Annotated in this window: 12 protein-coding genes and 1 other annotated feature; of the genes, 10 read left to right on the top strand and 2 right to left on the bottom strand. The window is 45.0% G+C overall.

Going from position 1 to position 12,821, the window contains the following annotated elements; all coding sequences use genetic code 11:
• Positions 1 to 145: 145 nt before the first annotated feature.
• The 4 genes from FHT67_RS12020 (at position 146) to FHT67_RS29970 (ending at position 3,162) form a co-directional block, all read left to right on the top strand.
• On the top strand, positions 146 to 619 hold the full coding sequence (locus FHT67_RS12020; RefSeq protein WP_167198348.1) for a GNAT family N-acetyltransferase: 474 nt from the start codon (positions 146 to 148) through the stop codon (positions 617 to 619).
• A 150-nt stretch (positions 620 to 769) separates the two neighbouring features.
• Positions 770 to 974, top strand: a binding site (T-box leader).
• A gap of 41 nt (positions 975 to 1,015) precedes the next feature.
• Entirely contained in the window at positions 1,016 to 1,786 is a 771-nt protein-coding gene (locus FHT67_RS12015; protein ID WP_167198346.1) for a nucleotidyltransferase, read from the top strand.
• Positions 1,787 to 2,078: 292 nt separating this feature from the next.
• Positions 2,079 to 2,558 carry a hypothetical protein gene (locus FHT67_RS12010; RefSeq protein WP_167198343.1) on the top strand — a complete coding sequence of 160 codons (480 nt, stop codon included), beginning with the start codon at positions 2,079 to 2,081 and terminating at the stop codon, positions 2,556 to 2,558.
• Between the two features lie 424 nt (positions 2,559 to 2,982).
• Complete coding sequence (locus FHT67_RS29970) at positions 2,983 to 3,162, top strand: tyrosine-type recombinase/integrase (RefSeq protein WP_347880091.1); 180 nt, start codon at positions 2,983 to 2,985, stop codon at positions 3,160 to 3,162.
• Positions 3,163 to 3,343: 181 nt separating this feature from the next.
• Here FHT67_RS29970 and FHT67_RS12000 read toward each other — a convergent pair whose 3' ends face one another.
• Entirely contained in the window at positions 3,344 to 4,546 is a 1,203-nt protein-coding gene (locus FHT67_RS12000; RefSeq protein ID WP_167198441.1) for an IS110 family RNA-guided transposase, read from the bottom strand.
• 406 nt (positions 4,547 to 4,952) lie between these two features.
• Between FHT67_RS12000 and FHT67_RS11995 the strand changes: the two genes are divergently transcribed.
• Positions 4,953 to 5,645 (top strand): hypothetical protein, encoded by a 693-nt coding sequence (locus FHT67_RS11995; RefSeq protein ID WP_167198340.1) that lies wholly within the window; start codon positions 4,953 to 4,955, stop codon positions 5,643 to 5,645.
• Between the two features lie 658 nt (positions 5,646 to 6,303).
• On the opposite strand, the gene FHT67_RS11990 is transcribed toward FHT67_RS11995, so the two are convergent.
• Positions 6,304 to 7,134 carry a helix-turn-helix transcriptional regulator gene (locus tag FHT67_RS11990; RefSeq protein ID WP_132305330.1) on the bottom strand — a complete coding sequence of 277 codons (831 nt, stop codon included), beginning with the start codon at positions 7,132 to 7,134 and terminating at the stop codon, positions 6,304 to 6,306.
• A gap of 163 nt (positions 7,135 to 7,297) precedes the next feature.
• Between FHT67_RS11990 and FHT67_RS11985 the strand changes: the two genes are divergently transcribed.
• The 5 genes from FHT67_RS11985 to FHT67_RS11965 all read left to right on the top strand — a co-directional run bounded on the left by FHT67_RS11985 (position 7,298) and on the right by FHT67_RS11965 (position 12,811).
• Positions 7,298 to 8,581, top strand: coding sequence for a Gfo/Idh/MocA family oxidoreductase (locus tag FHT67_RS11985; protein ID WP_167198338.1), 1,284 nt, complete (start codon positions 7,298 to 7,300; stop codon positions 8,579 to 8,581).
• Positions 8,582 to 8,668: 87 nt separating this feature from the next.
• Positions 8,669 to 9,643, top strand: a complete 975-nt coding sequence (locus FHT67_RS11980; RefSeq protein WP_167198335.1) for a LacI family DNA-binding transcriptional regulator — start codon at positions 8,669 to 8,671, stop codon at positions 9,641 to 9,643.
• Between the two features lie 72 nt (positions 9,644 to 9,715).
• The gene (locus FHT67_RS11975; protein WP_167198332.1) at positions 9,716 to 11,062 is read left to right on the top strand and encodes an ABC transporter substrate-binding protein; all 1,347 of its coding nucleotides are present in this window, start codon (positions 9,716 to 9,718) and stop codon (positions 11,060 to 11,062) included.
• A gap of 38 nt (positions 11,063 to 11,100) precedes the next feature.
• Positions 11,101 to 11,988: a carbohydrate ABC transporter permease gene (locus tag FHT67_RS11970; RefSeq protein ID WP_167198329.1), complete on the top strand. Its 888-nt coding sequence runs from the start codon at positions 11,101 to 11,103 to the stop codon at positions 11,986 to 11,988.
• Entirely contained in the window at positions 11,981 to 12,811 is an 831-nt protein-coding gene (locus tag FHT67_RS11965) for a carbohydrate ABC transporter permease (RefSeq protein ID WP_167198326.1), read from the top strand. The genes FHT67_RS11970 and FHT67_RS11965 overlap by 8 nt, the downstream gene beginning before the upstream one ends.
• Positions 12,812 to 12,821 lie beyond the last annotated feature (10 nt).

Genomic DNA, 12,821 nt, shown 5'->3' with positions numbered 1-12,821 from the left:
TCTGTCCTCCATCCTAAAATTGATCTAATCTAAGGTGTTGAAATCCTGCGAATGAGTGAGTATATGTGAGATAAACCCTTAAAACCGAGGGACGGTGAACGTTAGTTGAAGAAAAACAGCAGATGTAATGAATGCGAGGTTCGATATGAACATAAAACTTGAGGTTGCTGTTGAAAAGGATGCTAAATTAATTCTCGAAATTCAAGTAAGAGCATTTCTTCCGTTATTGGAAAAATATCAAGATTTTGAAACTAATCCTGCAAATGAAACCATTGAACGAGTTGTGAAGAGAATTATTAATCCTCAAGGTGAAGTCTATAAAATAATAGCTGATGGCGTTCTTGTAGGAGCAATTTGTGTAGTTCGAAAAGAAGATGGGGTTATGTTTTGGATAGGCCCTATGTTTATACTGCCCGAGGAACAAGGAAAAGGAGTGGCTCAAAAAGCAATTACACTTCTCATGGAAATGTTTCAGGAAGTCACTTCCTGGGGACTAGCTACGCTATTAGAAGAAGAACGTAATTGTTATTTGTATGAGAAGATGGGATTTATCAGGATAGGTGATCATAAAGCTTTAAATGATAAGGCTACACTCGTTTTCTACAATAAAAATTGTTGAAGTTCGTTCAACTAACGAGGAACTTTAGTTCAACCAGTACAGGGAGCAGGACGCCGCGGCGCTGCTCCCTGTTTCATTGAAGTAACGGGCAGTTATCTTGAGCAAGTTCTTGACTAAGGTGACGGGAAAGAGTAATATTTAACCAATATTCGTAAATCAATGATGGAACAAAAGTAAATCATTAAACTCTTCACAGGAAAGGGTTTCATGACTGAGAAAACCCTAGAGTACTGATTGAAAATGCCAGTTCCAGAGTATGGCTAATACCCATCGGTTTGACCCGTTATAGTCAATTAAGGTGGCTGTGTGAAAATACAGCAACCTGGGTGGTACCGCGATTAATATCGTCCCAGAGCATTTGGCTTTGGGGCGTTTTTTATTTTGGGAGGAGTCTATATGATATTAGAAAAAGTTATAAAAAGTATTGTAATACAAAGTGAATATAAGGATTTTGTTGATAAGTATATAGATAATATACTTATCGAATTTAAAGGTAAGATTCATAGCATTTATATGTGTGGTTCGATTCCAAAAGGAATTGCTAAACCTTTTAAGTCAGATGCAGACTTTACTATTGTATGTGTAAATCCCAAAGAAATTGATTACGAAAGATTGTCAAATATTAAAGACAGGCTTTTGGGAGAATATCCAGTATTAACTAAGATTGATACGACAATTTGCTCGATTGACGATGTATTAAGTAAACCAAATGATTGGGGTTTTTGGGTAAAGATAATTTGTGTTTGCATATATGGTCATGACATTGGTGAAAAGGTACCACCGATAATTATTTCACCAGAGTTCATTTTAGACTTAAATACAGAGACCAAGAAGGAAGTAGATCGTATACATAGTTTACTTTCTAATGCTAGTGATAACACAATGAAGAATAGATATATTAAAGGTTACTCTAAGAGATTAATTCGTGCATTATACTCTTTGGTTTTAGAAGATACAGGTGTATGGCAAGATGACATTATTATGATGAAGAATGCCATATTAAACTATTGTGAGATTGAATCGGCTTTAGTTGATTATCTGTATGGTTGTTACTTGGATAGTAATAATGTACTTGTTGAAGAGTTTCTGGGAATTGCAGATGAAGTATACAACTATTTTGAGAACGAGTTAAATGCATTGGCTGCTTCCAGAACTTCCTTCGACTAACACAATATTGACGCTTCGGGTCACTCTGAGAAGCGAGTGACCACAACCAGCCTCCTAAGCCCGTCGGGACGTCACTGCATTAGGTGTTCGGCAAGCCGCACTACTATAAGCAGCGACTCTAATTAAAACATAAGACTATTGAGCTAACGGAGAACGTTAGTGGAAAGCATTGTGGAGCAGTTTGCCGGTGGCAGCTGCTCCACAATGCTTTCCGAAAAGGCAGGTTAGCAATTTGATTTCATAAATCACCATAACGTCTAAGACATAAGTATTTCAGAGGAGAATTGATTAGGTGTATTTTAAAATCATATCTGTATTTCTAGTTTTGTTAATAGTACTATCAGTCTGTTCAGGTAGTGGTGAAGATAATAAATCGTCGTTGGATGACGTAATTCAATCTATGGAAAACCAAGGTTTGAAAATACTTAAATTTAACCCAGAAAGAGGGCGAACAACATTTAATAAGCTCAATGATATTGAGGCTGAGACTTATGCTATAGATACATACGGTATGGGTGATGTCACAGATGAAGCAGATAATAAAGTGAATATCGATATTATGCTTCTTGCGAATGTGTACATATACGTTTTTAATACTGAAAAAGAACGAATTGAAGGGTTTAAAGATTTTCATAAGATATCGGACCAAGCTGACTTTGTTTTCCACCCCATAGTGTACGAGTCTAACAATATACTGGTCATCCATTTTCAATATCCTGAAGAAAAATCTGAGTACGACAATACGATTAAGCAAGCTATAGAAGAACTCTAATTAAAGTTAACAAAAAAAGAAATGCAGGTTCGTTAAGCTATCGGTGAACGCTAGTTCAACGAGCCATGTAGATTATTAAAACCTCTCCTTAGAAGCAAACTAGATTTAATAGCTTCTAAGGGGAGGTTTTGTTATGAACTTAAGTGAGTTGTGGAAGTTGTATGAAGCTGACAAACGAATTCAAGGATTTAGTCCAAAAACATTAAAAGCATACTCGCTTCAGCACAAAATGTTGATATTGGAACTAGGCGACCTGGCTATAACGGAGGTAACGTTAACAATGCTGAAGGAGTACTTAGCAAAACAAGCAGACAGATTGAAGCCAAGCAGCCTAGGCCATCGAATTCGATTTGACTCGTCCAACTAAACGAATGGCAATACCTACGATTAGAGGGCATTAAGACGCCTTGCAGATCGTGGAGAGATTGAAGCAAATGTATACCCCCATCGATTTCGGCATACCTATGCGTGCCAACTACTTGATAATGGTGCCCCTCTGGATTTCATCCAAGGTATGCTCGGCCATGAGAAGGCATCAACGACGCAAATCTACGCACAGCTCCGCGGCGAGTGTAGGAGAGAGCTTTATAAGCGCTTTTTTTAATGCCTTATTGGAGGCGGATTCCATCATAAATCCGCCTCTATTCAACTATTCCAGCTAATAGCTTGTCAATATTTAATTATTAATGGCATATTCACGAGGTGGTATACTGAAAAAAGGGTATAGCAAATAACCGTCCCTTCAGGCACAGGAAGATATTTCATGTGTTTCTATAGCTTGCTACTTAATCTAAATGGAACGATTCTTTCTTAGTCAAAATGGCAAAGATCCAGTGGATGAGTTTATTTACACAAGCGATTACGGCTACCCTGAACAGCTTTCCCTCAGCCCGTTTTTTATCGTAGAACGCTCTTAATTTTTTGTTTCGGTTACTACGAATTCCACATCGCACGGCTTGAAATAGAGCTGAGCGAAGCCTCCTTGAGCCGTGTTTCGTGATTCTATTTTGGGTTGATACAAATTTACCTGAAGAAAAAACACTTGGATCGACACCAGCGAAAGCTACTAGTTTCTTGGCATTTTCGAACCGATCGATCTCCCCGATCTCTGCTAAGATTGTTGCAGCAATCTTAGTACCAATGCCGGGAATCGATTGGATTAAATCATATTCGAGCAATTCTTCAGCCAGGGCATCTATCGATTTTACGAGGTCTGTTAGATGTTCCTGGTATTGAAGAAGTAATTTAATGAGTAGCTGAATGGAGATTAAATGACTAGGGAATGCCGTCTCTTTAAAAGGGTTTCGCCTTGCTGCAGCCATTAGAATTTGAGCACGTTCCATACACCATAAAGCGGATCGACCGCGTCCAGTAAAGCTTTGGATTGCTGCTGTAATTTCGCTCTCAGTCATTTCTAGCACATCTTTGGATGTTGAGTACTTGGCCAGAAGTTTAAGGGAAACCTTAGAATACAGGTCACCAAACACGCCCCGATATTCGGGAAAGACCTGATCGAGTATAGCCTGGAATTGCAGTTTCATTTGGACATACATACCAGTTAAAGAATCGTATTGGCGCGTGAGATAGCGCAAATTCATGAGATGCTGGCCACGCTTTTTAATGGGCTCAAACTCTTCTTTATAAAATAGCATCCCGAGCTGAAAGGCATCCGCAGCATCCGTCTTTACCCGTCTTAGATTGGTTTTTTTGGCTTCGAATGAGATTAACGGATTAATAACAATGGTTACATACTGGTGCTCATCCAGAAACTGAACCACAGGGCTATGATAATGACCTGTAGCCTCCATAACAACGGAGGGACGTATTCCAGCAGCAGACTCTACATCTCTGATATATTCAAGAAAGGATGTTAATCCCTCAAAATTATGATGGAACTTAAAGACCTTTCCAAACGGTAATCCACGTTTTAAAAAAGCTTGTGCATGGCTCTCTCCCTTAGAAATATCCACACCAATGACTGGATTTATTTCATCACTCCCAAAGTAAATTCGCCGGCAGCCCCTAACCTTCTTGTTGTCCACACTATCGCATGTGATACGGGATCAATGTCCCAACCAGCCTAAACATGGTTTAACAAGTAGGGGGGACGAACAGAATAGCTTACGGGATCCGAGTCCCACGGGCAGATACGTTCGATCCCCGGCTACTGCAATCTTACGACCCTACAAAAAAGAGGTCGACCAGAAAGATCTGGTGACCTCATAATACGAAAGGGCAGGTTAACGCAACAATACGATGAAAGCTTCGTCTGTATAAGTAAGATTTTGAGGGGAAGTGAAGTGGGGCGTTCGCATACGGGTTTTTGGGTCGAGCAGGCTTATATTATATCCAGAGCGTCTAAGGTAGTAATGGAAATATCGAGGAGGGATTTATGTGAAGAGAGTCGGTGTCGCGCTGCTTGTGGTTGCCGTTGCGCTTACGGGCTGTTGGGAGCAAAAGACGAAGACATTTCAAGGCGCGGTCGAGCGCGTGGAGAACGGGCGAATATCCCTCAATTGCTCGGATGAAATGAACCGGGGTAAGCGTGGCGCGATCGATGCTATCGGGTACATATGTGATATCGAGACTACGTCACAAACAGTTTATCGGGACGAAGACGGCAGCGATCTGAAGGCAAGCGATTTCAAAACGGGCGAAGTAGTCAAGGTCATCCTGACCAAAGCTGCTGATTTTCATGCCTCCAAGCCGGGCAAACGGTATGCCGAAACCTTGATTCTCCTGCATCAAGACGACGTAACTCGCCAAGATATTCTTCGGGCTTTGGGGGAGAAGGGCTTGAAGCTGACGGCGTATGACGACCCGGACGTGATTTCGCTGACAGATGCCAAAGCTCAAACGTTCGTTCTGGAAGACGGCGGCGAGCTTGTGGTCTATGAGTTTCCATCAATGCTGGCGCAGGAGAAAGGTTGGGGCACACTTATGCATGAATGGGAGTCTACGGGACATAGAGGAGGAACAAACTTCAATTTTCAGCGTTTCTTGTTGATCCTCTATGCCGGTCAAAACGCGTCCGACTCCACGTTAGGAACAATCCAGCAGGTCATGCATAATCTGGCGAAATATTGAGACTAATGTGAATGCCTGGTACACTTCAGCCATCCATTACGCTAACGGGGAACTATAGTTCAATCAACAAAGGCTGTAGCAGATCAAAGGATCTGCTACAGCCTTTGTTGAAGTAAAGGGAGGATAGTGCAACAAAACAAGAAGAGCCTCGATTTAATGAGTGCTCCTCTTAGTCATAATAGTAATTATTGAGCCAATCGAGAATGCAATTGCCAACACCTACAAACGTATAAGCATTAAAGAAAAAGGTATTTGTATATTGATTTAATAATGGGTAGCGGTACAGTTTATATTCAGGATTATCCCAATTACCTAGAAGAATCATTTTCATCAATAAAACGAATTCCTCCATATATCGCTGCATCAACGATAATACAACTACATAGAAGAATAAAGTTTTTGGTTATTTTGTATTTGCTTGCCCAAGCATGTGCCAGAACGATTGTTATCCACAGTAGTGGTAAGTAAACAAGTGTAGATAATGACGACTGGAACATCTTTGTCAGCCCGAAACTAGAGACAAACTTGCCGGGTATTTTCGGAGCTCATTAGGGCGTTGAGAACCTGAGATCTATACAATAGATACATTGGGAGCCGCATATACTGCGGTTTTTTTCTTTTATGAAAATCATATTCTTGGTCTACTGGTGAATTTAGCTCAATCTAACGAATGACCAGCCCGCCTGACTGTTTTCCTATATTCAAGGGGGTTTGTTTTGGCTATTTCTTTGAAGACGCGTCCGAAGTGGCCGATGTTCTCGTAACCAACGCGCTCAGCGATCATCGTAACCTTCCAATCGGTCTCCCGGAGCAGCCTCTGTGCCTCGTTGATCCGGATGCTGTTTACATATTCGACGAAGGAAAATCCGGTTACACGCTTGAACATGCGGCTTAGATGATAGGGACTGATGTAATGCTCTTTGGATACGGATTCCAAGGATAAAGGCTCATCGAAACTGCCGTTGATGGCGGCGACGATTTCGGCAATTTTTTTATGGGCGGGGCTCTCATGTTCGAAATCCTCTACGCTTCCGAGGTTCATCCGGCGTACACACCATATGAGCAGTCTAGCCAATTGAGCCTGGAGTGTCGTTTCGGAGCCTGGCAGAGCATCGCTTGACTCCTTCAGCATCTCTAACAACAGGGTTTGCACCCATTCCCGCTCCTGAGGGGGAACCGAAAGCCGTCTGATTTTCATCCGGAACGGTTCGTACAGCAGCGGCTGGCTGAAATGGCGCAAGAAGCCGTCGGCGAAATTGATCAGAATACGCTCGTGATTCGGCAGACGTACGTCGCCTGTTTTGTGAAGCTCGTATCTATCAATGAATACAAGATCGCCTTCGCTGATACGATAGGTCAAGTCTTTAATAAAATAAGTCCGTTCGCCATTGATTAAATAATAAATTTCGTATTGGTCGTGAAAATGATTCTTGTGCATGGTGTAGAAGCCGTTCCGTTTATGGTGGTGGATGAACAAATCTTTCTGCATTCTATTGTCCCCTCCCTTTACTCCATATTAGTGCTATATTCTGAAAAAAATGCGCAAGAATTGCGAAGAAAGCGGGATAACTTCGCAATTATTCGGCAGAAAGGAATGTTTTCCTGCGTTACAATGAAAGCGCTTAGAAAACGAGAAAGGGGAAGTAGCTTAGATGAAAAAAAAATATGCATTGGTCGGTACAGGCGGACGCGCCGAATTCTATTACGGGGCACTTGCAGGAGAATACCGTGACCGTACCAAGCTCGTCGCCTTCTGTGACATCAACCCTATCCGGCTATCTTATGCGAACCGGCTGCTCAGGGAAAAGTACGCCCACCCCGAAATCCCCGTTTACGGGGCAGATCAGTTCGATGCAATGATTGAGAAGGAGAAGCCCGACACCATCATTGTCACAACCATAGATAGAACGCATCATAAGTACATTATCCGGGCTATGGAGCTTGGCTGCGACGTCATTTCCGAGAAGCCGATGACGATTGACGAGGACAAATGCCAGGACATTATTGATGCGGTGAACCGGACGGGGCGCAGCCTCAGAGTCACTTTCAATTATCGCTATGCACCACATAACACCAAGGTGCGCGAACTAATTATGGACGGCGTTATTGGCGAGGTTCATTCCGTCCATTTCGAATGGCTGCTTAGCACCGAACATGGAGCTGATTATTTCCGCCGCTGGCACAGGGATAAACGAAACAGCGGAGGGCTGCTCGTCCATAAGTCGACTCATCATTTCGATTTGGTTAATTTCTGGCTGGGAACCTACCCTCGATCGGTATTTGCCATGGGCGGTCTCATGTATTACGGACGCGAAAATGCAGAACGCAGGGGCATTACGCAATTTTACCAGCGGGCGCTCGGCAGCGAGGCGGCAAAGAATGACCCGTTCGCGCTTCATCTGGATTCTAACGATCATTTGAAGGCGCTGTATCTGGATGCGGAGACAGCAGACGGCTATCAGCGGGACCAAAGCGTGTTCGGCGACGGAATTAGTATTGAGGATACGCTTGGAGTTATGGTGCGATACGAGAACCAGGCACTGCTGACTTATTCGCTGAACGCTTACCAGCCTTGGGAAGGGTTTAATGTCGTATTTAACGGCAGCCAAGGGCGAATGGAGCTGAAGGTCGTGGAACGATCGTACATCAACTCGGCGGGGGCGAAGGAGGATGAGGGAGCACTTTCCTACAAGCAGTTGACCGTACAGCCGATGTTCCAGAAGGCTTATGAGGTCGAGATTGAGGAGAGAAGCGGAGGACATGGGGGAGGAGATCCGATTCTATTAAATGATCTGTTCGGCGAACCGGAGCCCGACCGCTTGAACCGTGCTGCCTCGCATATCGACGGAGCCTTATCGATATTGACGGGGATTGCCGGCAATGTCTCCATGCGCACCGGGCGTCAGATCAGGATAGAGGGTTTGGTTAAATTTTAATTTTTGCAAGATTTGCAGTCCTATTTACGAACACGTGTAACATATATTGAAAATAGATACGTCGTTTGAGAGGAAGCAACCAAATCCATGAAAGTAACCATTAAGGATATCGCCCGTGCTGCAGGCGTAAGCCATCCCACCGTATCGAAAGCGTTGAACGGCTCACCGGGAGTGAGCAAAGCAGTTCGCGAAAGAATCGTCAGTATAGCCGAACAGATGAACTATATCCCAAATCAGGCCGCTCGAAGACTAGTCGACAAAAAAACACAGACCATAGGTTTGCTATGGCCGAAGTCGGAAGCGCTATTCTTTCATCACCTTAGCCTGCAGATTCAGCAGGAAGCAGCCAGGCGTGGACTCGACGTCATGATTTCGCTCGCTGATCCGCCCCGCGGACTTCGGGCGTTCAATGAGCATTTCGTCGATCGGATCATCTTCTGGAGTCCTCCGGGCTGGCAGCCTGATTTGGCCTTCATTCAGCAGAAGGAGCTCTTTCACGGGCGAATGCTGTTGATGGGCGGCGGCGCCTTGAAAGGTGCGCACCGGATCAGCGTGGACCGCAGCGGGGCGATTTTTGAAGCCGTTTGCTATTTGGCGGCTAACGGTCACCGCAGAATAACCTTTGTCGGAGATTCCTCCGACAAGCAGCTGGGCTTTACCAGAGGCGTTCTGGAACAGCGGCTGGACTACCATGAGCATTACGTAATTGCCGCCAAAGAGGGGGATCCCTTTCCCGAACAGCGGGTCGCGGAGCTGCTGGATAGTCCGAACAGGCCGACGGCTTTCATTGTTGACAGCCAATCCTACGCCTTCGGGCTGATGAAGCTGTTCAGAGACAGGGAGATTCGTATACCCGATGACTATTCGTTAATCGTATATGATGATATTCCGGAGATGGAGAGGATGGAGATTCCAGTGACTACAGTTGGTCCCCCTATTGGGAAGCTGGCTGCGCTTGCCTTGGAAATCATAGCCGGCAAAGAGAGACAGGGCCAAGACCGCATGGAGGATATTGAAATCAAATGCGAGCTTAATGTGCGCAAATCTACTGGACGCCTCTAAGTGTATGCATTTGCGAACACGTGTAACTTTCTAATGCAAGTTATTTCGTTCTTATCAAAAGGAGGTTCTTCTATGAAAAGGTTCAAACTTTTCTCGGCATCCGTTTTGATTGTGTTCTCCGCTGCAGCCTGTTCCTCGGAAACGACGTCGAATTCTCCTTCGGCCAGTCCGTCTGGCGAACAATCAAATTCTCCTTCGGCCAGCGCGTCCGTCGAACCATCGGCTGCTCCGAAAGAAGTCACTTTAAAGATCGGCTTGCCCGGCAGCTATGATATTACAAGCAAAAAAATCATCGACGGCTTCCAAGCGAAATACCCGAACATCAAGCTGCAGATCGAAGAAGCGCCTTGGGCTGATTTTACAACGAAAATCGTAACGAATATTGCGGGCAATAATGCGCCAGATATCTGGTTTCAGGAAAATGCCGTTATTCTCGGTTACGGGACGCGTGGCGTTGCCGAAAACCTCGAGCCTTACATTAAGCGAGACTTGAAGACGGAGGATTATATCGATTCCTTGCTGTCCGCCAAGGGGCCAGACGGTAAAATCTACGGCATTCCGCACGGCGTGAACCCGATCGCGCTTGTGTATAATAAGAAACTCTTCCAGGAGAATAATGTTCCGTTTCCTACTGACGATTGGACTTACCAAGATATGATTGATACGGCTAAGAAATTGACGAAGGACACAGACGGCGACGGGAAGACGGATGTATACGGTTTTCAGACGGCTAGCTCTATTACCCAGGGATGGATCCCATGGATCAAAGCATCCGGGGGCTCAGCGCTTGATGCAGGCTTGACGAAAGCGACATTCACCGATCCGAATACGATCGAAGGCTTGACCCTTTGGTCCGATACGATACTTAAGGATAAAATCAGCCCAACCCGCGAGATGCAGACGAACCAGAATTATTTCCAAAGTGAAAAAACGGCGATGACATTCCTGCAATATTCCGGTCAAATCAACTTGAACAAAAACAAGCCCGATTTGGACTGGGACGTCGTTAAGGTTCCTATAGGGTTTAACGGCAAACGGTTCGTCCCAGTGGTTGTCAACCAATGGCTGATCTACTCAAAGGCGAAACCGGAAGCCAAGGAAGCGGCATGGACGTTCCTTAAATATTATTTAAGCGACGAGGCACAGACATTTTTATCTGAAAGCGGTGCCAGCTTGCCTGTGAAGAAAACGGCCCTTGAAGCGCTCGAGAAGTCGACCGGCAAGCCGGCTAATAAGCAAGCCTTTACGAAGGGAGTCGAGGAGGCCGGAGGCACACTAGATGAGAATCCGTCCTGGAACGAATGGCGCGCAGCGGCGACCCCGATACTGAACGATATCCTTGACGGTAAAATATCGCCGACCGACGGAGCGAAGGAAATACAGCAGAAAGTGCAGTCCGTTTTGGACGAGAATAAATAAGCACGGACTCCAAGGTCCGGTCGAATGAGGTGCTTTCGATGCGCAAACAAGGCTGGTGGGGCTTCTGCTTCACCCTTCCTTTTTTAATACAACTAGCCGTCTTCTTCCTGTTCCCGTTCTTCTTCTCGTTTTATTTGACATTTACGAAATGGGACCTGTTCAACGCGCCGCATTGGATCGGACTGAGGAATTGGTCGCTAATGGTGCATAATGACGTATTCTGGCTGGCGCTTCGCAATGTATTCTACTTCGCGCTGCTGTTCGTGCCAGGTCAGACGATAGTCTCCTTGCTGCTGGCTTACATGTTGAATTTGCAAATTCGCGGGAAAACGTTTTTTCGGCTGGTTTACTTTCTGCCTGTCATTACGCCTTGGGTGGCCGGAGGACTGGTGTGGCTCTGGATTTATAATAACGAATTCGGGATTCTGAATTGGGTGCTGGATTCTCTGGGTCTAAACAGGGTCAACTGGATTCGCAGCGAAAAATGGTGGCTGGTCATCGGCTCGATCGGGATCGTTAATATTTGGAAAGGTGCCGGATATTCAATGGTGCTTCTCCTTGCGGGGATGCAAAACATTTCTAAAGACATCATGGAAGCTGCCCGGATCGACGGTGCCAACGGCTGGAAATATTTCACGAAAATTACGATACCAATCGTATCTCCGATGGTTTATATGGTCATGATCCTATCGACGATTTCGGCGTTTCACGCGTTTGACGTGTTTCTGGTTATGCTTGGCGAGAAGGGAGACATCAACTCCATTCATGACAGGAATATGGTGCCCAACATTATGATCTATCGCGACGCTTTTCTGAACATCAAGATGGGCGCAGCCTCCACTTGGGCCTGGGGATTATTCATTATCATTCTGCTGGTTACATTGTTTCAGAAAAAAATGGAGAAAAGGTGGGTCCATTATGAATAAGCCGTCGTTAGGTCTCAGATGGACCGCTTACATCGTATTGATCGGCGGCTTGCTGTTCATGCTCGTACCGTTTCTGCAGATGCTCACTACGTCACTCATGAAGCCAGGCGATGAATTGACGCTGCCGCCAAAACTATGGCCCGATCCGTTTGAATGGAACAATTACTATAAGGTTTGGGTCGAGGTTAATTTTGTACGGTACTCGATGAATAGCACATTTGTCACCGTTCTCGATATGGCGGGCATGGTCATCTCCTGCTCGTTAGTTGCTTACGGACTTGCGTTTTTCGAGTTTAAAGGACGCGGCCTTATTTTTCTGGCGATGCTGGGGACGATGATGCTTCCATCGCAGGTCACGATGATTCCAACTTATTTCATATGGAAAGAGCTGGATATGCTCAATACGTATTATCCGCTTTACCTGCGCAGCTTTCTGGGAGGAGCGTTTGGCATCTTTCTGCTGCACCAGTTTTACAAAACGCTTCCGAGGGAGTTGTACGATGCGGCTTGGGTGGATGGGGCGAATCCATGGACCATCTTTTATAAAATTTATCTGCCCCTGACAAAACCGGCAATATCAGCTCTGGCCGTATTTACCTTCATCAGTTCGTGGAACAGCACGCTGGAGCCGCTTATTTATTTACAGGACAAAAAAATGTATACGCTGCCTCTTGGACTCCTGTTTCTTCGCAATGAAGTGGAGAACAAGACGACTATGATTATGGCCGGTTCCGTCATAACGATTATTCCGGTTCTGATTGTGTTTCTCTTCGCTCAGAAGCAATTCATTCAAGGTGTCGCATCTTCGGGATTAAAAGGCTGACTGCATAAGG

The sequence above is a fragment of the Paenibacillus sp. BK720 genome (genome assembly GCF_011761545.1).
Classification (GTDB): Bacteria; Bacillota; Bacilli; order Paenibacillales; family Paenibacillaceae; genus Pristimantibacillus.
Note: the sequence above shows the minus strand (reverse complement) of the source record. Positions and strands in the feature narration are given on the sequence as shown.

Excerpts from the sequence above, each read along its gene's own strand:
- FHT67_RS11990 (WP_132305330.1), bottom strand. The coding sequence starts at position 7,134 with ATGCAGAAAGATTTGTTCATCCACCACCATAAACGGAACGGCTTCTAC.
- FHT67_RS12020 (WP_167198348.1), top strand. The coding sequence starts at position 146 with ATGAACATAAAACTTGAGGTTGCTGTTGAAAAGGATGCTAAATTAATT.
- FHT67_RS12015 (WP_167198346.1), top strand. The coding sequence starts at position 1,016 with ATGATATTAGAAAAAGTTATAAAAAGTATTGTAATACAAAGTGAATAT.
- FHT67_RS11975 (WP_167198332.1), top strand. The coding sequence starts at position 9,716 with ATGAAAAGGTTCAAACTTTTCTCGGCATCCGTTTTGATTGTGTTCTCC.
- FHT67_RS11980 (WP_167198335.1), top strand. The coding sequence starts at position 8,669 with ATGAAAGTAACCATTAAGGATATCGCCCGTGCTGCAGGCGTAAGCCAT.
- FHT67_RS11970 (WP_167198329.1), top strand. The coding sequence starts at position 11,101 with ATGCGCAAACAAGGCTGGTGGGGCTTCTGCTTCACCCTTCCTTTTTTA.
- FHT67_RS11965 (WP_167198326.1), top strand. The coding sequence starts at position 11,981 with ATGAATAAGCCGTCGTTAGGTCTCAGATGGACCGCTTACATCGTATTG.
- FHT67_RS11985 (WP_167198338.1), top strand. The coding sequence starts at position 7,298 with ATGAAAAAAAAATATGCATTGGTCGGTACAGGCGGACGCGCCGAATTC.